22 protein-coding genes are annotated in these 22,664 nt (G+C 59.2%); 18 read left to right on the top strand and 4 right to left on the bottom strand.

The features are described 5' to 3' along the window. Positions 1-9 precede the first annotated feature (9 nt). Complete coding sequence (locus CIK76_RS13550; protein WP_255248473.1) at positions 10-681, bottom strand: NAD(P)-binding domain-containing protein; 672 nt, start codon at positions 679-681, stop codon at positions 10-12. 93 nt (positions 682-774) lie between these two features. Here CIK76_RS13550 and CIK76_RS13545 point away from each other — a divergent pair, with 93 nt between their 5' ends. Then, the gene (locus CIK76_RS13545; protein ID WP_176484219.1) at positions 775-1,290 is read left to right on the top strand and encodes a MarR family transcriptional regulator; all 516 of its coding nucleotides are present in this window, start codon (positions 775-777) and stop codon (positions 1,288-1,290) included. 103 nt (positions 1,291-1,393) lie between these two features. Here CIK76_RS13545 and CIK76_RS13540 read toward each other — a convergent pair whose 3' ends face one another. Beyond that, complete coding sequence (locus CIK76_RS13540) at positions 1,394-1,882, bottom strand: Lrp/AsnC family transcriptional regulator (RefSeq protein ID WP_096287769.1); 489 nt, start codon at positions 1,880-1,882, stop codon at positions 1,394-1,396. A 152-nt stretch (positions 1,883-2,034) separates the two neighbouring features. Here CIK76_RS13540 and pdhA point away from each other — a divergent pair, with 152 nt between their 5' ends. The 9 genes from pdhA (at position 2,035) to CIK76_RS13500 (ending at position 12,911) form a co-directional block, all read left to right on the top strand. Next, positions 2,035-3,153, top strand: a complete 1,119-nt coding sequence (pdhA, locus tag CIK76_RS13535) for a pyruvate dehydrogenase (acetyl-transferring) E1 component subunit alpha (RefSeq protein ID WP_096287336.1) — start codon at positions 2,035-2,037, stop codon at positions 3,151-3,153. After that, complete coding sequence (locus tag CIK76_RS13530) at positions 3,150-4,151, top strand: alpha-ketoacid dehydrogenase subunit beta (protein WP_096287334.1); 1,002 nt, start codon at positions 3,150-3,152, stop codon at positions 4,149-4,151. Before pdhA ends, CIK76_RS13530 begins: the two co-directional genes overlap by 4 nt. Continuing rightward, positions 4,151-5,500, top strand: a complete 1,350-nt coding sequence (locus tag CIK76_RS13525; RefSeq protein ID WP_096287332.1) for a dihydrolipoamide acetyltransferase family protein — start codon at positions 4,151-4,153, stop codon at positions 5,498-5,500. The genes CIK76_RS13530 and CIK76_RS13525 overlap by 1 nt, the downstream gene beginning before the upstream one ends. Before the next feature lie 336 nt (positions 5,501-5,836). Further along, positions 5,837-5,974, top strand: coding sequence for a hypothetical protein (locus CIK76_RS19985; RefSeq protein WP_176484218.1), 138 nt, complete (start codon positions 5,837-5,839; stop codon positions 5,972-5,974). Between the two features lie 439 nt (positions 5,975-6,413). Continuing rightward, entirely contained in the window at positions 6,414-8,219 is a 1,806-nt protein-coding gene (locus CIK76_RS13520) for an ABC transporter family substrate-binding protein (RefSeq protein ID WP_096287330.1), read from the top strand. 165 nt (positions 8,220-8,384) lie between these two features. Next, entirely contained in the window at positions 8,385-9,902 is a 1,518-nt protein-coding gene (locus CIK76_RS13515) for an ABC transporter permease (RefSeq protein WP_096287328.1), read from the top strand. A gap of 50 nt (positions 9,903-9,952) precedes the next feature. Beyond that, positions 9,953-11,008 (top strand): ABC transporter permease, encoded by a 1,056-nt coding sequence (locus CIK76_RS13510; protein ID WP_096287326.1) that lies wholly within the window; start codon positions 9,953-9,955, stop codon positions 11,006-11,008. After that, positions 11,005-12,681 (top strand): ABC transporter ATP-binding protein, encoded by a 1,677-nt coding sequence (locus CIK76_RS13505; RefSeq protein ID WP_096287324.1) that lies wholly within the window; start codon positions 11,005-11,007, stop codon positions 12,679-12,681. Before CIK76_RS13510 ends, CIK76_RS13505 begins: the two co-directional genes overlap by 4 nt. Positions 12,682-12,722: 41 nt before the next feature. Next, positions 12,723-12,911, top strand: a complete 189-nt coding sequence (locus tag CIK76_RS13500) for a hypothetical protein (RefSeq protein ID WP_096287322.1) — start codon at positions 12,723-12,725, stop codon at positions 12,909-12,911. A gap of 83 nt (positions 12,912-12,994) precedes the next feature. Here CIK76_RS13500 and CIK76_RS13495 read toward each other — a convergent pair whose 3' ends face one another. Together CIK76_RS13495 and CIK76_RS13490 are read right to left on the bottom strand one after the other, a co-directional pair. Continuing rightward, on the bottom strand, positions 12,995-13,459 hold the full coding sequence (locus CIK76_RS13495; RefSeq protein ID WP_096287320.1) for a GNAT family N-acetyltransferase: 465 nt from the start codon (positions 13,457-13,459) through the stop codon (positions 12,995-12,997). Between the two features lie 71 nt (positions 13,460-13,530). Beyond that, the gene (locus tag CIK76_RS13490) at positions 13,531-14,145 is read right to left on the bottom strand and encodes a TetR/AcrR family transcriptional regulator (protein WP_096287318.1); all 615 of its coding nucleotides are present in this window, start codon (positions 14,143-14,145) and stop codon (positions 13,531-13,533) included. A 220-nt stretch (positions 14,146-14,365) separates the two neighbouring features. Here CIK76_RS13490 and CIK76_RS13485 point away from each other — a divergent pair, with 220 nt between their 5' ends. The 8 genes from CIK76_RS13485 to CIK76_RS13450 all read left to right on the top strand — a co-directional run bounded on the left by CIK76_RS13485 (position 14,366) and on the right by CIK76_RS13450 (position 22,658). Next, a complete protein-coding gene (locus tag CIK76_RS13485) occupies positions 14,366-15,520 on the top strand; it encodes an acyl-CoA dehydrogenase family protein (protein WP_096287316.1) in 1,155 nt (384 codons plus the stop codon). 123 nt (positions 15,521-15,643) lie between these two features. Continuing rightward, positions 15,644-16,867 (top strand): 1-deoxy-D-xylulose-5-phosphate reductoisomerase, encoded by a 1,224-nt coding sequence (dxr, locus tag CIK76_RS13480; protein WP_096287314.1) that lies wholly within the window; start codon positions 15,644-15,646, stop codon positions 16,865-16,867. Continuing rightward, complete coding sequence (locus CIK76_RS13475; protein ID WP_096287312.1) at positions 16,864-18,213, top strand: site-2 protease family protein; 1,350 nt, start codon at positions 16,864-16,866, stop codon at positions 18,211-18,213. The genes dxr and CIK76_RS13475 overlap by 4 nt, the downstream gene beginning before the upstream one ends. A gap of 23 nt (positions 18,214-18,236) precedes the next feature. Then, a complete protein-coding gene (locus tag CIK76_RS13470) occupies positions 18,237-18,536 on the top strand; it encodes a YciI family protein (RefSeq protein WP_096287310.1) in 300 nt (99 codons plus the stop codon). 533 nt (positions 18,537-19,069) lie between these two features. Continuing rightward, positions 19,070-19,624, top strand: coding sequence for an NADPH-dependent FMN reductase (locus CIK76_RS13465; protein WP_096287308.1), 555 nt, complete (start codon positions 19,070-19,072; stop codon positions 19,622-19,624). Between the two features lie 130 nt (positions 19,625-19,754). After that, positions 19,755-20,921: a flavodoxin-dependent (E)-4-hydroxy-3-methylbut-2-enyl-diphosphate synthase gene (ispG, locus tag CIK76_RS13460; protein WP_096287306.1), complete on the top strand. Its 1,167-nt coding sequence runs from the start codon at positions 19,755-19,757 to the stop codon at positions 20,919-20,921. A gap of 61 nt (positions 20,922-20,982) precedes the next feature. Continuing rightward, on the top strand, positions 20,983-21,762 hold the full coding sequence (locus CIK76_RS13455) for a DUF4081 domain-containing GNAT family N-acetyltransferase (protein ID WP_255248472.1): 780 nt from the start codon (positions 20,983-20,985) through the stop codon (positions 21,760-21,762). Positions 21,763-21,956: 194 nt separating this feature from the next. Next, a complete protein-coding gene (locus tag CIK76_RS13450) occupies positions 21,957-22,658 on the top strand; it encodes a hypothetical protein (protein ID WP_141393562.1) in 702 nt (233 codons plus the stop codon). Positions 22,659-22,664: the final 6 nt, after the last annotated feature.

Here is a 22,664-nt window from a genome sequence, read left to right as displayed (position 1 = left end):
GTTGTCGGGCTAGTTGGGGATGCGAACCGCATGCAGCAGCTCGTTGAGCTCGGAGGCGTTAAACCTTCCGTTGAAGATCTCGCTTCCCGGTTCGAAGTGCCGCCCGGCGGCCAAGTCACCGGCATCCACTGCGTCGAATCCGATATGTTCGATAAATCCGCGCAGCACCGTCTTGGCTGCGGAATTATCGCCGGCGATCGCCAGCGCCCTGCGTTCGCCGGTTGCGGCGGGAAGCGCGTCGGGTTCCATCTCGTGATAGCCGATGTGGTTGAAGGATTTCAGCACATGAGAGGCCGAGAGGAAGGCCGCCACGACTTCGCTAGAAGTCAGTGCGGTATTCACGAAGTCGGGGATCTCCCCGTCGGTGGCGGACCAGTAATTCATCGCGTCCACGACGATCTTGCCCGACAGCGCATGGGAGTCGAGGTCCTTGAACTTGTGCAATGGGATGGCCACGATGACCAGGTCGGCGGCGGCCGCTTCGGAGGCGTCGACTGCTTCGGCTCCCGGGGTGACGATCTCGATGATCAGCGAGTTTTCTTCGGCGGGTTTTGAGGTTGCGAGCTTAACTCGATACCCGGCCGCGAGGGCCAAACGGGCAATGGCGGTACCTACGCGACCGGCTCCAAGAATGCCGATAGTTGCCTGTGGGGCTAAACGGGCCCCTTCGAGTGTGTTCACCAAAGCCATCCTTCAAAGATTTATGCTGTTTTACAGACTATATTTGCGGCAGAACATCTTGGCAACCCCATTGCTTCGGATATGATGGTGATCATGAGCACCTCACGCAGCACACCCCTCGGCGCCCACCAGCCACTTCCCGGTTTCCTTCCAGGGGACCTCGGGTGGCACCTGGGGATGATTCTGCGCGGACATCAGCTCGCGATGGCGCAGAGCGTCGCGCCAGTGCCGGGGCAGGTGCGCGGATATCAGTTGCTTTCGACCGTGGTGCATCGCGATCCTGCGAACCAGCAGGCGCTCGGCTCCCACCTGGGGATCGACCGCACGGTGCTGACTTACCTGATCGACGAGCTGGTTGAAGCGAATCTGGTGAAGCGCGTTGCCGCGCCCAGCGACCGTCGCGCGCGCAAGATCATTGCGACCGCGCAGGGTGTCAAACTGCTCGAAGAACTCGAGGTGAAGGTGGCTGCGGCCGAGCAGGAATTGCTCACCGGCTTGAATGACGCGCAAAGCGCGCAGCTGGCCGGGCTTATCTCAACCCTGTCGGCAACGATTCACAACGCACAGCCCGGTGCGAACCCCTGTGAAGCCATGGATCAGCTGGGCTAGCTGGAACCGCGCGCTGGGCAGTGCGCGACCGATTCCTTGGGCGCCCTGCGCAGTGTCGGCATCCTTTGGCCAAGGGGTGGCCCTCGGCAAGTTTGCTCGCGAGCTACGCCCGCCTATTTCCGTTGTCATTGGCTAGCGACAGTTCAATGAGTTTTGCGGTGCGGTAGGGGATGAGCTCCGCCATGGACAGTGCAGAATCCGCCCGATTGACCCCTTCGATACTCAGCAGCAACCCATGGACGCGGAAGAGCTCCTCGGCATTCGCCGCGGCGGCGCGCACCAGGATATCTGCCGAGCCGGTCAGTCCGTGCGCTTCGAGTACCTCCGGAATCTCTTCCAGCTTTTTGGCAATGTCCTCTAAATGGCGCTGGTCCACATGCAGTTCGATAAAGGAAAGCAGCCCGAATCCCAAGGCGGTTGGCGGGATGCGTCGATCCACGGTGGAGAGAACCTCGGTCTCCAGTCGGTTGAGCCGGGACTGCACGGTATTTCGGCCCAGGCCCAGCGCATTTGCCAGCGCCGAAGCGGTCCGGCGAGCGCTGCTGGACAGCGATAGGAGGATACGTCGATCGGTGGCATCTAAAGGCTGCATAATGCGCACATTAGCACTCGGGCGAGGGTCAAGATAGTGCGTTTTGCTTTAAATCTTTTCTTGCCATTGTGCAACATGCGCTATGTGAGTAGCATCACAGGTAGGTGGTAATGCTGAACTAGCCGTCCACCACTGACTACGCGAGAGTAAGGATGCCGATCGTGTCCACCAAGCACATCGACGTAGCCGCAGGTTGCCTACCTACGCACCAGCTGCTCAACGTCTCCGGAGAAAGAACTCCGGACGAAGAACTAGACCATCACCTCACCGGGCTTACCGAACAAGACCTGGCCGACTTCCTGCGCGACATGGTTGTTCTGCGTCGCCTGGACAACGAGGCCACCGCCTTGCAGCGCCAAGGCCAATTGGGCCTGTGGGCGCCATTGCTCGGCCAGGAAGCCGCGCAAATCGGCTCGGTGCGTGCCACCCGGGACGACGACTTCATTTTCCCCTCCTACCGCGAGCACGGAGTTGCCTGGGCCAGGGGAGTCAAGGCCGAAGACCTGCTCAGCGTCTGGCGCGGCGCCACCGCCAGCGGCTGGGATCCGCACGAGGTAAATATTGCTTGCCAGCAAATTGTGATTGGCTCCCAGGCACTGCATGCCGCCGGCTATGGCATGGGCATCAAGTTCGATGGCGGAGAACAGGTGGCCGTGGCCTACTTTGGGGACGGAGCCACCAGCCAGGGAGATGTGAACGAAGCGCTGGTCTTCGCCGCAAGCTACCAGGCCCCGGTGTTGTTCTTCTGCCAGAACAACCAATGGGCCATCTCGGAGCCGGTAGCGCTGCAAAGCCGCACCCAGATCGCCGACCGCGCCAGCGGATTCGGCGTGAAGACCTGGCGGGTAGACGGCAATGACGTGCTCGCGGTCTATGCGGCGACCAAGGCTGCCTTGGCGCACGCTCGCCACGGGCTGGGCCCGACCTTTATCGAAGCGGTCACCTACCGCATGGGATCCCACACCACCGCAGATGATCCCACGCGCTATCGCAAGAACGCGCAGCTCGAAGAGTGGGAGGCCAAGGATCCGATCGATCGCTTGGTCAACCACCTGACGGTGCTCGGCGCGGACGTGCAGTCCTATCAGCAGCGTGCGCAGAACGCCGCGGACAAACTCGCTTCCGAACTGCGCGAAGCCATAACCAATATGCCGGATCCCGAACCCAGCGAGCTCTTCGAGAACGTGTACTCCGAGGACCATGGACCCAATCGCAGGGAAAAGGAAAACTACCTGCGGTACCTCGCAGATTTCCAGGACGGTGAAGCATGAGCACCTCAATGATGAAGGCGCTGAACCAGTCCTTGCGCGATGCGCTGACCGAAGATGAAAAGGTGGTGCTGCTCGGTGAGGACATCGGCACCCTGGGCGGCGTCTTCCGCATCACCGACGGGCTGAAGGCGGAATTCGGCGAGCATCGAGTGGTTGACACCCCGCTGGCCGAATCCGGAATTGTCGGCAGCGCCATTGGCTTGGCCTACCGCGGGTACCGCCCGGTGGTGGAGATCCAGTTCGACGGCTTCACCTACCCGGCCTTCGACCAGCTGGTCTCCCAGCTGGCGAAACTCCACTTCCGCTCGCGCGGGCGGGTGAAGATGCCGGTCACCGTGCGCATACCCTACGGCGGCGGCATCGGTTCACCCGAACACCACTCGGAATCACCGGAGGCGTACTTCTCGCATACCGCGGGGCTGCGGGTCTTCGCCCCTTCCAGCGTGGAAGATGCCTACGTGATGCTGCGCCAGGCGATTGACTGCGATGACCCGGTGATCTTCTTTGAACCCAAGCGCCGCTATCACGAAAAGGCGGAAGTCGAGCTGCGCACCCCGGAAAAGACCGGCTCGCCCAAGGCCAAGGTGCTCAATGTTGGCGATGACGTCACGGTGGTCGGCTACGGCCCTACGGTCTACACCCTGAAGGATGCGGTGCTGGCGGCCGAGGATGAGGGCATCGGCTTGGAGGTCATCGACCTGCGCTGCCTGGATCCGCTGGATCTGGACACCGTCGCGGATTCGGTGAAGCACACGGGCAAGCTTGTGGTGGTCCATGAGGCTAGCCGCACCTCGGGAATCGGCGCGGAGATTTGCGCGCAGATCACCGAAACCTGTTTCGACTATCTGGAGCACGCGCCGATCAGGGTGACCGGTTTTGATATTCCCTATCCGCCTTCGAGGCTTGAATCCCATCACCTGCCGGATCTGGACAAGGTGATGCATGCCGTGGATACGGTCATGCGCCGCAACGAGACGCACACTGGAGGTGCCAAGTGATGGCTCCGAATACTTTCAAGCTTCCCGACCTCGGCGAAGGGCTTACCGAGTCAGAGGTCTTGAACTGGAAAATCCAGGTCGGCGAACATGTCACGCTGAACCAGATCATCGCTGAGGTGGAAACCGCGAAGGCGGTCGTTGAGCTGCCCTCGCCATATGCCGGAATCGTGCAGAAACTGCATGCCTCCGCCGGTGAAGTGGTACCGGTCGGCGGGCCGCTGGTGACCTTTGGCGACGAAGCCGCGGCGCCGGATGCCGATACCCCGTCCGGTGATGACGGCGCCTCCGCGGAGGCCGGACGCACCCCGACCCTGGTTGGCTACGGTGCTCCGGCGGCGAGTGCAAACCGTCCGGCCCGGCGCGCTCGCACAGGCGCAGCGTCCACTTCGCCTGCCGTCGTTCCTGCAGCTGGTTCTTCCGCCAGCCCGATACCGGCGCAAAGCTCAGAGGCGTCCGCCGCCGGCGCTCGCCGGACGGCCACCCGCAGCACCCCACCGGTGCGCAAGCTCGCGCGGGACTACGGGATCGAGCTTTCAACGGTGCGCGGAAGCGGTGCGGACGGCGCGGTATTGCGGGCAGACGTCGAAGCGCTGATCGAAGTACCGGACAAAACAGCAAAGCCAGCGGCGGCCTCGGTTGGCGCGGCCTCAGCCGATCGCCACGTGAAGATCAGTGCGGTGCGTCGTGCAACCGCGAAGGCGATGGTCGATTCCGCTTTCACCGCGCCGCATGCCACCGAATTCTTGACGGTGGATCTGACCGAATCCATGAAGCTTGTCGAGAAGTTGCGCAAGCATCCTTTGCTCAAAGACGTGAAGCTCAACGTCACGACGCTCACCTCTCTGATCGCCACACGGCTGCTGGGCACCTACCGCGCGCTCAATTCCCGGTGGGATGCTGCAAATGGCGAAATCATCGAGTTCGGCTCGGTTAATTTGGGTATGGCAGTTGCCAGCGAGCGTGGACTGCTGGTTCCGGTGGTCAAGGACGCCCAGGCCAAGTCCTTGCGCGAATTGGCCGAGCAGCTGACGCAGCTCATCGACCTGGGCAGAGCCGGAAAGCTAGCCCCAGCCCAGCTGAGCGGGGGCACCTTCTCGATTACCAATGTGGGTGTCTTTGGTGTCGACGCCGGCACTCCGATCCTGCCTCCGGGGCAGTCCGGAATTCTTGCTCTCGGACAGGTCAAGCGCCGTCCGTGGGAGTTTGAGGATCAGGTGGCCCTGCGCCACACCTCAACCTTGGCGTTGTCCTTCGATCACCGCGTGGTCGATGGAAAGGAAGCCAGCGAGTTCCTCGCAGGTGTGGGCGCGGTCCTGGAAGAGCCTGGAATGATGAACATTTTTATTTGATTTCCCAGGCCTTTCATGAGTAAAAAAATGAGCTGATCGATGGATCAACGCAATTTCAAGCACTACTTTCATAGTTATCCATTGGTTGTTTTGCAATATTTGATGTAAGTCAGATCGCTACGTGCAATGACTCGCGATATGGGGCGCGTGATGCCTACGAACTGCAGAAGTAGCAACGATCTGTTGAGGGGGAGGAAGGTGCGATACTCGCACGCATCGAAGGCTTTGGTACTGTCCGCTGATGGGCAGGCTCAGGCTTAGGTTCTGGAGCTGCTGGACGAGCTGCAGCGCGAGCTGGGACTCACCTACCTGTTCATCACCCATGACCTGGCGGTAGTGCGCGAGATCGCAGATAACGTGTGTGTGATGCAGCTCGGACAGATGGTTGAGCAGGTGACGGTGGATGAAATCTTCGAGAATGCGAAGAGTGATTACACTCGCAACCTGCTGGCAGCGATCCCGGGTGCAGACTGATCTAGGCGCTTTCAACGGCTTATTTCCCGTCCACTTCAGGGCAGTGACTTCATCCAGAAGTCACTGCCCTGAGTTCGTTAAAAATGACTTATTCAAGAAATGTTTCAGTTTTTGAGGATGTGAAATAAATGTTGCAAAAACGTTATAAATGAGTTTGCCCACCGTCGCGCGGAAGTGTGCCTTCTGATTGAAAAAACCCAATGTGAAAGAAATCCTTGAAATCTCGCGGGTGTGAGCCGGATCTCTAAACTGATCGGTAACAAGGCGATTGTAACCAGATTGTTTCCCGGGGCCACTTGGCAGATGTGAAACGCATCTTTCTATATCCAAGATGGCAAAATCCGGTTAGTCTATTGCTCAATGGTTCCATCAGGTGATGTGTTCCACACTGAGCTTCACGGTTCAGAACTCGTAACGTTCAAATTCTCAAGGAGGCGGAATGCGATTCCAACGTGTTTCGAAGGCAGTAGCAGTAGGCGCAGCGATGGCTCTGGCGTTGTCCGCATGTGCACCGGGCGGCGGTGGCGACCCAGCGGCATCCGAGTCGGGTGCAGCTGGCGGCAACGGGTCGGCAGAAGTTACCAACAGCGGCCTCGCGGATCTGGGGGATATCACCACCAAGGACGGCGCCATCAACGTGTCGATCGGTGCGCCGGAGTTCCTCAGCTACAACGGCTTCACTCCGAACACCTACTCGACCTATAACTCCGGGATCGTGGACCGCATGTTCGCAGGCTTCTCGTACTTCGGTACCGATGGAACCCTGTACCCGAATGAAGATCTCGGCTCCTACGAGAAGGTCAGCGATGATCCGCTGACGATCAAGTACACCATCAATGAGAACGCCGTTTGGTCCGACGGAACGCCAATCACCGTCGCCGACTCGGTGCTCGCCTGGGGCGTGCAGAACCTGAACCTGAACGAAGGCGGCGACAAAGAGAAGCCATTGTTCAACTCGGTCTCCGTCGACTTGGGCGACACCGTGCCAAAGGGCCCGCAGGGCGATGTTGCAGGCAAGGAATTCACCGTCGAATTCGCCGCTCCAGATCCGGACTGGGCCTTGCAGTCCTGGATGCTCCACCCAGCACACGTGGTGGCCAAGGAAGCCGGCATGAGCACCGAAGAGCTGGCCAACGCCATTCTCGCCGGCGAATCCGACAAGCTGAAGGAGGCCGCCGAGTTCTGGAACGAAGGTTGGGTGACTAATCCGGGCACCCTGCCGGACGAAGCGATCAGTCCCGTTTCCGGACCGTACAAGCTCGGTTCCTGGAAGGCCGGCGAATCGGTCACCCTGGTCGCCAACGAGGAGTACTACGGAACTCCAGCGGCAACCAAGGAACTGACCTTCCGCTTCGTAGAAGATGCTGCCATGGTGCAGGCCCTGCAGAACAAGGACCTCGACGTCATCAACCCGCAGCCAACGGTTGATACTCTTTCCCAGCTTGAGGCCTTGGGTGATCAGATCAACATCCAGAAGGGTGACACGCTGACCTGGGAGCACCTGGACTTCAACTTCACCGAGGGCAACGCGTTCACCAACTTGGAATTGCGCAAGGCCTTCGCCATGTGCGTCCCTCGCCAGAACATCGTTGACAACCTGATCAAGCCGCTGAACCCAGAGGCTATTGTCATGAACGCCCGCGAGGTCTTCCCGTTCCAGGACAACTATGAAGACGTCGTCTCGGCTTCCTATGACGGACGCTACGATGAGGTCGATATCGAAGGCGCGAAGAAGATCCTGGAAGAGCAGGACGCAGTGGGCACCAAGGTGCGCATCGGCTACTCCGCTCCGAACGAGCGCCGTACCAACCAGGTCGCAGCCATCAAATCCTCCTGTGATGAGGCTGGATTCGAGATCGAGGATGACGGCGATGCGAAGTTCTTCGCACCGGGCGGCGCCCAGGACCGCGGCGACTACGAGGTAGCACTGTTCGCTTGGGCGGGTTCCGGCCAGATTTCTTCAGGCCAGAACATCTACGCAACCGGCAAGCCGCAGAACTTCGGCAAGTACTCCAACGAACAGGTAGACGCCGAGTGGGAGACCCTGGCAACTTCGCTGGATCCGGCCGTGCACCAGGAGCAGGTCAAGAAGATCGAGAAGCTCTTGTGGGATGACCTCTACGGCATTCCAGTCTTTGCCCACCCAGGCCTGAGTGCCTCGGGCTCAGATATCCAAAATGTCCGCCACACCGCGACCCAGGACCAGATCGTCTGGAACGCAAATCAGTGGGTACGTGCAGAGTAACTGCCGGTAGGCACAGAACTCAGACACCGTGAGTGAACGACTGCGGGGCCCGATAGATCGTCGGGCCCCGCAGTGTGTCCACCACATCCCCACAACGGTTCAGAATCGCCACCACCCTAGGCGCCGCGAACCGTTCGGTGACAACGAAAGTAGGACATAGACGCCGTGTTGAAATTCATCGCCAAGCGACTTGGATCGGCCCTCGCAGTGCTGTTTGCAGCCTCGCTGCTGCTGTATATCCTCGTCATTAATTCCGGTGATCCGCTCAAGGATCTGCGCGAAAGCAACGCCGATAATCGCGAGTATCTGATGGCCCAACGCATCGAGTATATGGAACTGGACCAGCCCTGGTACCTGCGCTACTGGGACTGGCTGACCGGCGTTTCGAAGTGCTTTGTCGGCCAGTGCGACCTAGGACGGAATATCAACGGCGTGGAGGTCTCCGGATTGCTGGCAAATGCCGCGTCCTCGACCCTGCGACTGGTGCTGATCGCCACCCTGATCGCAGCAATCTTGGGTATCGCCATCGGTGTGCTCACCGCGGTGCGCCAATACTCGGGTCTGGACTACACCGTCACCTTCCTGACCTTCCTCTTCTTCTCCCTTCCGGTGTTCTGGGCAGCGGTGCTGCTCAAGGAATACCTCGCTATCGGATTCAACGACTGGATCGCGGCACCGGATATCTCCTTGGGAACCTCAATACTTGTCGGTATGATCCTAGGGCTGATCCTGCAGACGTTCCTCGCCGGATCGCTCAAGCGCCGCATGCTGACCTTCGCGGTGGTCACCGTCTTCGTGCCGCTGGCCATGCAGTATTCGCTGTGGCTGAACTTCTACCGCTACCCGCAAATGGGACCGGCATTCATCGTGGTGCTCACCGCGCTCGTCGCCCTCTCGGCCACCGCGATGAGCACGGGACTGAAGGAAAAGCGAGTGCTGTATCCGGCGCTGATCACCGTGGCGCTCGTGCTGATCGCCTACTACGCGACCTTCTACCTGATGGCCGAACCGAACACCTGGATCCTGCTGGGCGGCTTAATCCTCGCGGTGCTGTTGCCCGCCCTGGTCGGACGCTTCATGGGCGGGCGGCTGCGCAAGGTCGCCGCCAGCGTCGCGATGGCCACTGGCTTTGTCGGAGCCGCACTGACCGTGGTCGATCACCTGTTCCGTGCTTGGCCAGGCTTCCTGGAAAACAAAGGACGCCCGATCTCCACCATCGGCTCCTCCACGGCGAACTTCGAGGGCGGCTACTGGGACCACTTCCTGGACAATGGCACCCAGCTGCTGCTGCCCACCATTTTGCTGGCAATTATCTCGCTGGCAAGCTACTCGCGCTACACCCGATCGTCGATGCTCGAAGTTCAGCAGCAAGACTACATTCGCACCGCCCGCTCCAAGGGCCTGAGCGAACGCACGGTGATATTCCGCCACGCATTCCGCAACGCCATGATCCCCATCGCTACCATCGCAGCCTTCGACTTCGCCGGGCTGATCGGCGGCGCGGTGATTACCGAGCGGGTGTTCGGTTGGAAAGGCATGGGCGAAATGTTCGCCACCGGCCTGGACCGGGTGGATGCCAACCCGGTGATGGCCTTCTTCCTGGTCACCGGCACCGCAGCAATTCTCTTCAACCTGATGGCAGACATTGTTTACGCCCTGCTCGACCCGCGCATTCGCGTCTAGGCGGCCATGACAATTCACACCAATCGTGTCTGGGACATTAAGGACAAGCGATGAGTAACACCAACGACAAACTGCCAGAGAACGTCACCTCCCTTGCAGAACTGGAGGATGCGAAGCTTGCCCGCCAGGCCGAAGATTCAAAAAGCCAGGGGCGCATCGTTATTGGGCGCTTCCTCAAGCACAAGCTCGCCATGACCTCCAGCATCATTCTGGTCTTCATTACCGTGATGGCCTTCAGCTCGGTGGGATGGGGAGTATTTCCGGGCTGGTGGGATAAGTCCTACCTCAACGCCGGAAGCGTGATCGATGGCGGCAAGCCAACCTTGAGCTTGGTCCCCACGTGGCTCGGTGGCGAAGGAATCCGCTGGGGGGAGAACCCCTTCGGGCAGGACTCCATCGGTAAGGACTACTTCGCGCTGGTGATGACCGGAACCCAAAAATCGATCATCATCGGGGTGGTCGTCGGCGTGGTATCCACCTTCCTCGGAGCGGTCATCGGCGCGATCGCCGGATACTTCCGCGGCTGGGTCGATGAGGTTTTGATGCGCATTACCGACCTGTTCATCGTGATCCCACTCCTGGTGCTGGCCGCAGTGCTTGGCCAGCTTGCCGGCGCGACCTCCGGCTCGATCATCACCTTGGCCCTCGTCTTGGGCTTGGTGACCTGGACCGGACTAGCCCGACTGGTCCGCGGTGAGATCCTCAGCTTGCGCGAACGCGAATACGTGGCGGCGGCCCAAGCCATGGGCTCAAAAACCTCACGGGTCATTTTCAAGCACCTGCTGCCTAACACCATCGGGGTGATCGTGGTCAACGCGACCTTCGCCATTGCCGGCGCGATCCTGCTCGAATCCGCCCTGTCGTATCTGGGCTTCGGCGTGCAACCGCCGGAATCCTCGCTGGGCCTGCTGATCAGCCAGTACCAGAATGCGTTTACCTCGCGTCCGTGGTTGTTCTGGTGGCCGGGCATGATCATCGTCGCCATCGCGCTGAGCGTCAACTTCCTCGGCGATGGTCTGCGAGATGCCTTCGATCCACGCCACACCGGCAAGCGCCGCCGCCGGGCAGGGCTCTTTGCCCTGCCAACCCGTAAGGAGAAGCCATGAGCACCGAAGCAACAGAAGACTATGCACTGAGCTTCAATGACCTGAAGGTCACCTTCGAAACCGCCGGACCCGACGTCCACGCCGTCAAGGGGCTATCCCTGGCGGTGCGCCCGGGCGAAGTCGTGGCGCTGGTCGGTGAATCGGGGTCCGGGAAGTCGGTGACCTCCACCGCGGCCATGGGCCTGCTGCCGGAGAACGCCCAGGTCACCGGCGTCGCCAAGATAGGCAATGTCAACGTGGTAGGACTGGAGGCAGGCAAGATGCGTAAAATGCGTGCCACCGACATTGCCATGGTCTTCCAAGAACCCATGACGGCGCTGAACCCGGTGCTGACCATCGAACGCCAGCTGACCGAAGCGCTCGAACTGCACGACGTGGCCTATGGCAAGGAAGCCACCGACCGCGCCATCGAGCTGCTGACCATGGTGGGCATCCCAGATCCCGCCAAACGCATTAGGCAGTATCCACACCAATTTTCCGGTGGCCAACGCCAGCGCATCGTGATCGCCATGGCGATCTCCTGCGAACCGAAGGTGATCATTGCCGATGAGCCGACCACCGCACTGGACGTGACCGTGCAGGCCGAAATCCTGGACCTGCTCCGGGAGCTCAAAGACCGGCTGAATACGGGAATTCTGCTCATCACCCACAATATGGGTGTCGTGGCAGATATGGCCGATCATGTGGCGGTGATGTTCCAAGGAAACCTGGTGGAGACCGGGGATGTAAAGCAGGTGCTGCTGCACCCGCAGCACGAATACACCCAACGCCTCTTGTCTTCCGTGCCGCGCCTTTCGCGGGCGAACGTAGAGGAGCCTGCACCGCGCAGCGAACCGGTCGCGCAGGCCGACCGCGAGCTGGTCTTGGAAGCCAAGGACCTGATCTTGGAATACGACATGCGCGGCACCGTCTTCCGGGCGGTGGAAAACGTCAGCTTCGACGTCGCAAAGGGCGAGGTGCTCGGCATCGTGGGCGAATCGGGTTCGGGCAAGTCGACCATCGCCAAGGCGGTGCTCGGCCTGCTGCCGGTGGCCTCCGGAACGCTGTCGGTCAAGGGCCATAATCTGCCCAAGCTCTCACCACGCCAGGCGCGCCAGGTGCGCAAGCAGATCGGGGTGATCTTCCAGGACCCGGCCGCTTCGCTGAATCCGCGATTCCCCATTGGCGATTGCATTACCGAGCCCATGGTGGTGCATAAGGTCGGCAGCAAGACCGAGCGGATCAAGCGTGCGCAGGAACTGCTGGATGCGGTGAAGCTGCCGCGAAATGTCATCAACCGCTACCCGCACGAGCTTTCCGGCGGCCAGCGCCAGCGTATCTGCATTGCCCGCGCCCTTACCTTGAATCCGGAGTTGTTGATCGCCGACGAGCCGACCAGCGCGCTGGACGTCTCGGTGCAGGCGCTGGTGTTGGAGATGCTCCAGGAGTTGCAGCGCGATTTCAACTTCGCCTGCCTATTCGTCAGCCATGATTTGGCGGTTGTCGATATGCTCGCCGATTCGGTTGTGGTGATGCAAAACGGCAAGTCGGTGGAGCAGGGGCGCGTAGATACCGTGCTGCACGCACCGTCCCACGACTACACGCGCAGGTTGCTGGCCGCCGCTCCGGTGCCGGATCCGATCGAGCAGGCGGTGCGTCGTGAGGCGTGGCGGACCTTGAATTCCACGAAGTAGTCCGCGGGAACCGGGCCGGCCAAGGAAGCGGGGCGCAAGCCATGGATCTGGTATCGATCCTGATTATGTCCGCCGTCATCGCCCTCTGCGCGCTGCCGTTCATCGTTGGCGCCTATCGCAGCCTGGATCGCAAGGCTACTGACTTTGACCATAGCGATGAGCAGACGGCCAAGGCGTTGCGGGATGCAAGAAAAGATATTGATCGAGGCAAGGGCTATTACGGGCCTTGAAACCCCGATAGATCAGCATTAAACAGCTAACCGCAGTTCACACGTCGTCGGGTGAACTGCGGTTAGCTGTATTTAAGCGACTGTTAGTCGTCGAGCTGGAGAACGATCTCGGTGACAACCGCGGCACGGGCGTTCGAGAAGATCTGCTCGGTGCCTACCTGCTTGAAGCCGCGACGTTCTAGGACCTTGAGCGAACCTAGATTGTCCTGCACCACGTGTGCGGTCAGCGGACGCTTGGTGAACTCGGCCAGGAACGCGTCCACAGCGCTGGTGGTGATTCCCTTGCCCCAGAACTTGGTGGAGGTCCAGAAATTGATCTCGGGCTTCGAACCGTCAAAGACCAAAATGGAGCCGGCAACGTCGCCTTCGTGCTCGATAGTGCGAACCAGTACCGACTCATCGTTGAGGATTGAGCTCCAGTGATGATCGAATACGGCCCGGTCCGAAGGGTTGCGGGCCTGATAGGCCGCCATCAGGTTCGCCTCGGGTTCCTGCTGGTGAGCAAAGAAGGCGTCCAAGTCGGAAGGGCGGACTTCACGTAGTTGCACGGTAAAGGCCTTTCTTTCGTGAGGTGGTACGCGCCCGATTGAACGCGCCCAGAATAAGTGGGACTTAGTTTCTAGACTACCGGGGATGTGAGAGCCGCGAGTGCCATATTGGAGAGCAACGGCTTTAACCCGGATTTCTTGGTGCGTGGTGAGTGCGCCGAGTGTGCGGTGGAGTTCAACAGGCCAAAGACCGCGTGTGCCCTAAAGCGGTGCGACTGCGGGCTTCCGGTGGGATGCATTTGGGCCAGCTGCTCGGTCCACAACGCAATGTAATTATTCTGAAGTTTTCGGACTAAGGCGAGTTCGGCCTTCGGGAGCGACTTCAAGTCGCGGTCCTGAACCTGAAGGATGTCTGGTCGAGAGAGGGAGAAATCGGTATGGAAATCAACCAGTCGGGACAACACCTCCAACGGCTTGCCGCCACTCTCTGCGGCCTTCAGACCGCCGGCGTAGATGTCCTTAGACATATCTACCAGCAAAGCGATGAGGAGCGCCTGTTTGCCGGCAAAATGCCGGTACACGGCAGGCCCCGAGATGCCGCAGGCGGCTCCCAGATCTTCTAAGGAAACACCGGCGTAACCGTGCAACGCAAAGAGCCGTGTCGCTTCGCGCAATAGCGCATCACGGCGTTCGGCCTTGGCACGCTCGCGTTCGGTTGGCTCAGTGAGCGATTGATATCTGCTCAATGCATTTACTCCTTCGAAAACCCCGTCCAACTATGGACAACTATGAAGTACGCCACTAGTGTCAAAATGTAGCTGGACATACACAGTTAATAGAAATTAACCATACGCGCCGGACGGTCAGCTTCCAAGATATGGCCTCCGCGTCCAACATGGCCCGCCATCGATCATTGCGTCAAAAACGCAAGGACGGTGTGGACAACCTCGAAAGAAGAGAGTGCCCGTGATTGATCTCGAACTCGACGAACTGTACCAAGACCTGGTCGACGTCGTCCGTGAATTTGCCCAGCAAGTCGTCGCGCCGGTCAGCGCTAAACACGATGCGGAGCACAGCTTCCCCTATGAAGTTGTTGCGCAAATGGGGGAGTTGGGCCTGTTTGGATTGCCGATCTCCGAGGAATACGGCGGATCTGGCGGCGATTACTTCGCTCTGGCCCTCGCGCTGGAAGAACTTGGTCGAGTCGACCAGTCGGTAGCCATTACCTTGGAGGCAGGTGTCTCACTCGGGGCGATGCCGATCTTCCGTTTCGGAAATGAGGAACAAAAACAGCGTTGGCTGCCAGATCTCGCCGCCGGCAAGAACCTCGCAGGATTCGGACTGACCGAGCCCGGTGCCGGATCTGACGCATCGGCCACGAGAACCAAAGCAAAGCTCGAACATGGCCAGTGGGTTGTCGACGGTTCCAAAGAATTCATCACGAACTCGGGAACAGACATCACTTCGCTTGTCACGGTCACCGCGGTGACCGGAGTCAACGAGGCCACCGGCAAAAAAGAAATCTCCACGATTATCGTTCCATCGGGTACCGAAGGATTCACCGCGGAACCGGCTTACAACAAGGTCGGCTGGCATGCCAGCGATACCCACCCACTGAGCTTCAACGGTGCCCGAGTCCCCGAAGAGAATCTCCTCGGCGAACGCGGACGCGGATATGCCTATTTCTTGGAGATCCTTGACGAGGGTCGTATCGCCATCGCGGCTCTTGCGACCGGCGCCGCCCAAGGCTGTCTGGATGAGGCGGTAACCTATGCGAAGAACCGACAGAGCTTTGGCTCTTCAATCGGCAAGAACCAGGGAATCTCATTCATGATTGCGCGCATGGCTTCGCGCGTCCACACCGCGCGCCTTGCCTATTACGCGGCCGCGGCCAAAATGCTTGCCGGGAAAGACTTCAAGATCGAAGCAGCCCACGCCAAGCTCGTCGCTAGTGAGGCGGCCATGGACAACGCCCGGGACGCCACTCAGATTTTTGGTGGCTACGGATTTATCAACGAATCATTGGTGGCTCGCCACTATCGGGATTCAAAGATCCTGGAAATCGGTGAAGGCACTACGCAGGTTCAGCTGATGCTGATCGCCCGCAGCCTCGGGCTGTAAAGGCTCAATCCCTAATGAGCCGGGCCGGCGCGCTGCTGAGCTTCAGACTTGCTCGCCGGCACGGCTTGGCTTGAGCGCGCCGGTTGATCTGCACTTTGGGAGCTCACAGATATAACGGCCATAATGGGGTGGGTGAGCATCCAATCTTCTTTTAAAACTGCGGACCATCCGCGCCGTGTCACGCTGATCGGTTCTACCGGATCCATTGGCACCCAAGGCCTGGATGTCATCAAGAATGCCCCGGAGCAATTTAGCGTCGCGGCACTGAGCGGTGGCTACAATCTCAAGCTCCTCGCCGAACAGGCAGTCGCCTTCCGCCCGGACCTCGTGGGCGCGGCGGTAGAGAGCAAAGATGAACTCGCATCCGCGATTGCGCAGGTGGCGCAGGACAAAGGCGTAGGCGACTACTCCCCGGAACTCCTCGCAGGGCCGCAGGCCGCCGCGCAGATCGCTGGCTATATGGAATCTGATGTGGTGCTCAACGGCATTACCGGCGCCATCGGATTGGAACCGACCATCGCGGCGTTGAAGGCCGGACACCTGCTCGCGCTGGCGAATAAGGAATCGCTGATTATCGGCGGCCAGGTCGTGAAGCAGATTGCCGCACCCGGGCAGATCTCTCCGGTGGACTCCGAGCACTCAGCTCTTGCCCAAGCCCTGCGCTCGGGCACCCCGGAGGAAGTCTCCAAGCTGATTGTCACCGCCTCCGGTGGACCATTCTTCGGATATAGCTATGAGCAGCTACGCGAAGTGACCCCGGCGCAGGCGCTAGCCCACCCAACCTGGGATATGGGGCGGATGGTCACCACCAACTCTGCGACCATGGTCAACAAGGCGCTAGAAGTCATCGAAGCCCACCTGCTCTTTGATGTGCCGCTGGAGCGTATCGAACCGCTGGTGCACCGCCAGTCGATAGTGCATTCGATGGTTGAGTTCATCGACGGTTCGGTGATCGCCCAGGCCTCGCCACCGGATATGCGGTTAGCGATTGCCTTGGGCATCAACTGGCCGCATCGCGTGGCCGGAGCCGCGAAACCCTGTGATTTTTCCACCGCCGCATCGTGGACCTTCGAACCCTTGGACGAATCGGTCTTTACCGCGGTGAAATTGGCGAAGCAGGCCGCTGCCGCCTCCGGCACCCATATGACCGTGTACAACGCGGTGAACGAAATTGCGGTTGACGCCTTCCATGAAGGCAAGATCCGCTTTACCGACATTGTTGAAACCATCGACCGGGTGTTGGAAGACTATACCCCGGTGAACGCCGAGCTTTCGGCGGAGCTAGTGCTAGAGACCGATCGGTGGGCGCGCGCCCACGCAATCTCGTTGCTGAAGGAAAAAGCATGAGCGTATTAATGTTCCTTGGCGGTGTCCTGTTCATGGTCGTCGCCATCGGGCTGTCCATTGCCTTGCACGAGGTCGGGCACCTGCTTCCGGCCAAGAAATTCGGACTGCGCGTTCCGCAATACATGATCGGTTTTGGCAAGACGATCTTTTCGGTCAAGCGTGGCGAGACCGAATACGGGCTGAAGACACTTCCGCTGGGCGGATACATCTCAATGGTGGGCATGTACCCGCCGCGCGCGGCCAGCAAAGCCGGCGCGGCGCAGAAGAAGCCGAGTTTCTTCGACAAAGTCTTCGGGCAAATGGTTGACGACGCCCGTTCGCAGGCCAATGAGAACGTGGAAGCCAGCGACGAAGGCCGGCTGTTCTATCAGCTGCCCATCTATAAGCGCATCATCATCATGCTCGGCGGACCCTTCGTCAACCTGCTGCTCGGGTTCCTGCTGATCGGCGTGGTGATCACCGGTTTTGGCGTGCCCACGGCGACCACCACCGTCTCCGAGGTGTACCAGTGCATCGCGAGCGCCGAAAATTCTGAGGCGACCGAATGCACCGCCAACGACAAGGAAGCTCCGGCCTACGCCGCCGGGTTGCTCCCGGGAGACACCATCACCGCCGTCAACGGCGCCCCGGTGGCGCACGATGCCTGGTATGAACTCACCGGTGTGATCCGTGACCACCCGGGGGAAAGCATCGCCCTGGAATATGAACGCGGTGGCATCATGCATGACACCACGCTGACGCCCTATCTGACCGAACGGCCGGTGCTGGATGCAGATGGCTATCCGGTGACCGACGAGAACGGCGCCATGAAAACCGCGCAGGTTGGGTTCGTCGGGATGGGCTCGCAGGAGAAAAACATTTCCCAGCCGGTCACCGAAATGCCCGGCGTGGTGGGGGACCAGCTGCTGAACATCGGCAACGTCATACTGCACCTGCCCCAGCGCATGGTCGACGTAGCACAGGCCGCCTTCGGTACCGAGGAGCGCGACCCGAACGGTCCGGTCTCCATCGTTGGTGTGGGACGTATCGCCGGTGAAATCAATGCTCATGAGGGCATCGAAATCAATGACAAGATCGCCTCGTTGCTCTCGCTGGCCGGTGGACTGAATCTGGCGCTATTTGCCTTCAACTTGATTCCCTTGCTGCCGCTGGACGGCGGGCATGTGATCGGTGCCCTCTACGAGGGACTGAAGCGTACCGTAGCCCGGATCTTCGGAAAAAAGAACATCGCTCCGGTGGATACCATCAAGCTGTTGCCCCTCACCTACGTAGTCGTTGCTGCGATGCTGGTCATGGGCGGGCTCTTAATATACGCAGACATCTTCAAACCAATCACGATCTTCTAGGCCTGGCGAAATAAGCTGTAGCCATGACTGTTTTTGCTGTTGAATACACCTATGCTCAGGACTCGACCGAACTGCGCAACGAACACCGTCCGGCGCACCGCGCATACCTCGGTGAGTTCCTTGGAGAAGGCTCGGTTCGTCTTCTCGCCTCGGGTCCCACCCCGGCTGCCGACGGTGCTCTGCTCATTTTTGTAGCTGAGGATAAGTCCGCCCTGAATGAGGTGCTGGCCAATGATCCATTCAGCAAGGTCGGCGCGCTAGAGCAGACCGACATCACCGAATGGAACCCGGTCATGGGCCTGCTTTCGCAGTTCGCCTCCTAAAAAGTCAATGCTTATCGACCCCGACCGCAGGCCTTGGCTTTGTGGCCGGGGGTTTCATTGATTCGTTGAGCGACAAGAGCGCAATGAATTTTGGCCTCTCGCGTCCGCCGCTAATCGAATTGCAGCTGCAATTTATGCGTAAGTATCCATCGTTTATTAGCGCTGCCTCTTTGCCGCACAATCTTTGGCCAGGTGAGAAAGCGAGGGGTGAGCGTCCCTTGAGGTGCCGAAGAGCGAATGGGCATTGGTATGCAGGCCATCTTCAGAGGGCGGCGGGAGCATGACCTATCGGCGCGAAAAGAAGAGCAAGAAGCGATATTGCCGCTTTTGACTGAATTGGACTAATCGGGACTGAGCAGCCGCGGCTTTACCGCTGACTGGTTGGTGCACGCGCAGTTATGACCCAGGAGTTCTCACGAGTGTGCCCTAAGTCATATCTAGTGGCGGAATTGAATCTTCTGATCACTCGTTGGAGTAGATGAAGCGTCAGCTTTGTCTACTTATTGATTCACTAAATATAGGAGAAGCACAATATGGCAACAAAGGTCATTACTCTGGTCGGTTCCCTGCGCGCTGGTTCAACCAACCAGCAGTTGGCAGAAGCTACCGCGCTGAACTCCCCAGAAGGCGTTGATGTGAGCGTGTACTCGGGCCTTGACAGCCTGCCGTTCTACAACGAAGACCACGATGTTGAAGGCGGTGTGCCTGCGGCGGCACAGGCATTGCGCGATGCTGTTGGCGCGGCGGATGCGCTGCTGCTGATCTCCCCTGAGTACAACGGCACCATGCCAGCCGTTCTCAAAAACGCCATCGACTGGCTCTCGCGCCCGTTCGGTGCTGGCGCCGTGAAAGACATGCCATCGGTTGTCATCGGCACCGCTTTCGGCCAGTACGGTGGCGTATGGGCTCAAGACGAAGCCCGCAAGGCGCTGAACATTGCAGGGGCAAACGTCCTTGAGAACGTCAAGCTCTCCATCCCCAACTCGGTGGTTCGCTTCGCCGAAACTCACCCGAAGGATGACGCTGAAGTTGCCGAACAGGTTGCCGAAGTGCTGGGCAACATCCGCACCGTTGCAGAAGCCAACTAAGTAACTTTTCTTGAATCTGTGATGAAAAGCCACGGCGCTCGTCGTGGCTTTTCTCGCATCCTTACCAATAGCACGCCAGACGGTGCGATACTTGATATAGAAATACCTACAATCACTTCGGAGGCATCCATTGACTTCGGTCAAACTCGGCATGCCGGCGGCACCACCGCCGGTAATCACTCCACGTCGTAAGACCCGTCAGTTTAATGTTGGCAATGTGGGCATCGGTTCGAACTCGCTTATCAGCGTGCAAACGATGACCACCACCAAGACGCATGACATTAACGCAACCTTGCAGCAGATCGCCGAGGTGACGGCCGCCGGTTGCGATATTGTGCGCGTCGCTTGCCCGACCGATAAAGATGCCGAAGCCTTGCCGATCATCGCGATGAAATCGCAGATCCCGGTCATCGCCGACATCCACTTCCAGCCGAAGTACGTATTCGCTGCGATTGAGGCCGGCTGCGGTGCCGTCCGGGTGAATCCAGGCAACATCCGCAAATTTGATGATCAGGTTAAGCAAATCGCTCAGGCTGCCAAGGATCATGGCACCTCGATTCGTATCGGCGTCAACGGTGGTTCGCTGCACCCGAAGCTACTGAAGAAGTACGGCAAGGCAACCCCGGAGGCACTCGTAGAGTCGGCCATCTGGGAAGCTTCGCTATTCGAAGAACATGGCTTTCACGACTTTAAGATTTCGGTCAAGCACAGCGACCCAGTCATCATGGTCCGCGCCTACCAACTCTTGGCTGAGTCCGGCGACTGGCCATTGCACCTCGGTGTTACCGAAGCCGGCCCGACCTTCCAGGGCACCATCAAGTCCTCCGTTGCCTTCGGCTCATTGCTCTCACAGGGCATTGGCGACACCATCCGCGTCTCCCTTTCGGCTCCACCGGTCGAAGAGGTCAAGGTTGGTAACCAGATCCTCGAATCCTTGAACTTGCGTCCCCGAAAGCTGGACATCGTTTCCTGCCCATCCTGTGGTCGCGCTCAGGTGGACGTCTACACGCTGGCCGAAAAGGTCACCGCCGGACTAGAGGGCATGGAAGCCCCGCTGCGCGTTGCGGTGATGGGCTGTGTTGTTAACGGCCCGGGCGAAGCACGAGACGCCGACCTCGGCGTAGCCTCCGGTAATGGCAAGGGGCAGATCTTCGTCAAGGGTGAAGTTATCAAGACCGTCCCCGAGGACCAGATTGTCGAAACCCTTATTGAAGAAGCTAATCGTTTAGCTGAAGAAATGGATCTTGGCGATGACGAGAATCCTGCCTCGGGTTCTCCCGTGGTCTCCGTCAGCTAGACAGAGCCCGCCCGGGGAAGTGCGGGTCTTGGGACGTAGAGATACTGCGGCCCTACTCGCATTGCTTGATCAAGACCCCGTAGCTAATATCTTTACCCGGTCGCAGCTTGCTCTGCACCGTTCCGCCGTTCCGGATGGTTTTGCCCACCTGCTCGGCATTAACGGTGAAGAGGGGCTGGAATCGGCATGCTGGGTGGGCGCAAATATTGCGCCCACCGCCATGAGCGCTGAACATGCGCGCGCCTATGCTCAGCAAGCGCTGGAGACGCGCCAACGTTTCGCTTCGGTTTTTGGCCCAGCCGAGACCGTGCTGGCGATGCAAGATGTCCTTGCCTCGGGACCCCAGACATTCTTCGACGTCCGTGAAAATCAGCCATTGATGACTATTGCGCACCAGGCGAATATCACGCCGATTGAGTCTCTGCGCGTGGCGACCTTGCAGGACTTCAACCTTGTCTTGCCTGCTAGTGCTGCAATGTTTGAAGAAGAACTTGGATACTCGCCGTTGGACAGTGGCGGTGGATATTACCGAACCCGGGTGCGTCAGTTGATTCGCGAAGGGCACACCGTGATCGACGTTGACGAGTACGGCGAGATTATTTTCAAGGCGGATCTTGGAACCGTCACCACTTCGGTAGTTCAGATCCAAGGTGTTTGGATTAGCCCCCGCTATCGCGGACAGGGACTTGCCGCCGGATATATGGCAGCCACGGTTGACTATGCGCTGCGATTTGCGCCGGTTGTGAGCTTGTATGTGAACAATTACAACGAGCCTGCCATTCGGTCCTATGAACGGGTGGGATTCGAGCAGGCTGGAACGTTCGCGACGATCCTTTTCTAGTACGTCCAGAGATCTGACGCGCGCAGTTGTCGACTGCAGGTTGCTCATGGCCGCAAATCCTCGTGTCGGACCAGAATCGTCTCATCAAGAACTGGTAGAAAACGCGGCGTTTTTGCACGGCATGCCTCGGGCTCAGAGGCCATAATCCGCCGAGAACGGTGCGCAATCTTCTAGACTCGAGCACAGTAACTATCGTGACAGGAAAATCTGTGGCTCTTGCCAATTGCTCTAAAACGTACCTCGCCTCGGCGCTTTGCCTCGCGGCGCTCCTGCTTAGCGGTTGCAGTACCCCGTCTGTTCCCAATGAGGCAACGGCGGGAAGCGCACTGCAGATCAACGCCGATGAACTTGAAAAGCAGCTCAAGGAATTCGTCAAGGACGATTCCAAGGCGAAGGTCATATCGGATTCGCAATTGCGCAAAAGTATCCCCGAAGCACAGGCCTGGATTGAGGGATTGAAAGTTTCGCCAAGTAAATGCGGTGTTACCTTCGCCGCTCCGGTCACCGAACAACTGGCCAAGGCCAAGATGTCGGCGGTGGAGTTTGAAGATCGATATCTGACGGTTGCGGTCTATCAAGACGAAGAAGCATTGCAGGCCCAATGGGAAAGCGAAGCGAAGGCGAGCGCCGACTGCGCACGATATTCGGTGACCATCAACGGGAAAACTCTCGCCTACCATTTGGCGAAACAACCAACTAAAACAATGGCGCCGTTCAATGACGCCTATGTGGTGACCAGTAGCGATGGCTCACAAACGCAACAGCAACTCATGGTGCGAGCGGCACAGGGCAACGTGATGGTCGGTTTCCAGCAGCAGACGACTGCAGAGCAAACGCAAGAGCGCCTCCAAGACGCTTCGGAACGAATCGACGCGTTGTTCGCCGAACTTGAGTAGCACCTC

This window comes from Glutamicibacter sp. BW80, assembly GCF_002332385.1.
GTDB lineage: Bacteria > Actinomycetota > Actinomycetes > Actinomycetales > Micrococcaceae > Glutamicibacter.
This window is presented reverse-complemented; position numbering and strand designations above follow the sequence as displayed.

What these genes read in the sequence shown, in the direction of transcription:
- dxr (WP_096287314.1), top strand. Translation starts at nt 15,644, where the DNA reads ATGGGGTGGGTGAGCATCCAATCTTCTTTTAAAACTGCGGACCATCCG.
- CIK76_RS13545 (WP_176484219.1), top strand. Translation starts at nt 775, where the DNA reads ATGAGCACCTCACGCAGCACACCCCTCGGCGCCCACCAGCCACTTCCC.
- CIK76_RS13465 (WP_096287308.1), top strand. Translation starts at nt 19,070, where the DNA reads ATGGCAACAAAGGTCATTACTCTGGTCGGTTCCCTGCGCGCTGGTTCA.
- CIK76_RS13505 (WP_096287324.1), top strand. Translation starts at nt 11,005, where the DNA reads ATGAGCACCGAAGCAACAGAAGACTATGCACTGAGCTTCAATGACCTG.
- CIK76_RS13520 (WP_096287330.1), top strand. Translation starts at nt 6,414, where the DNA reads ATGCGATTCCAACGTGTTTCGAAGGCAGTAGCAGTAGGCGCAGCGATG.
- CIK76_RS13500 (WP_096287322.1), top strand. Translation starts at nt 12,723, where the DNA reads ATGGATCTGGTATCGATCCTGATTATGTCCGCCGTCATCGCCCTCTGC.
- CIK76_RS13470 (WP_096287310.1), top strand. Translation starts at nt 18,237, where the DNA reads ATGACTGTTTTTGCTGTTGAATACACCTATGCTCAGGACTCGACCGAA.
- CIK76_RS13475 (WP_096287312.1), top strand. Translation starts at nt 16,864, where the DNA reads ATGAGCGTATTAATGTTCCTTGGCGGTGTCCTGTTCATGGTCGTCGCC.
- CIK76_RS13525 (WP_096287332.1), top strand. Translation starts at nt 4,151, where the DNA reads ATGGCTCCGAATACTTTCAAGCTTCCCGACCTCGGCGAAGGGCTTACC.
- pdhA (WP_096287336.1), top strand. Translation starts at nt 2,035, where the DNA reads ATGCCGATCGTGTCCACCAAGCACATCGACGTAGCCGCAGGTTGCCTA.
- CIK76_RS13530 (WP_096287334.1), top strand. Translation starts at nt 3,150, where the DNA reads ATGAGCACCTCAATGATGAAGGCGCTGAACCAGTCCTTGCGCGATGCG.
- CIK76_RS13510 (WP_096287326.1), top strand. Translation starts at nt 9,953, where the DNA reads ATGAGTAACACCAACGACAAACTGCCAGAGAACGTCACCTCCCTTGCA.
- CIK76_RS13540 (WP_096287769.1), bottom strand. Translation starts at nt 1,882, where the DNA reads ATGCAGCCTTTAGATGCCACCGATCGACGTATCCTCCTATCGCTGTCC.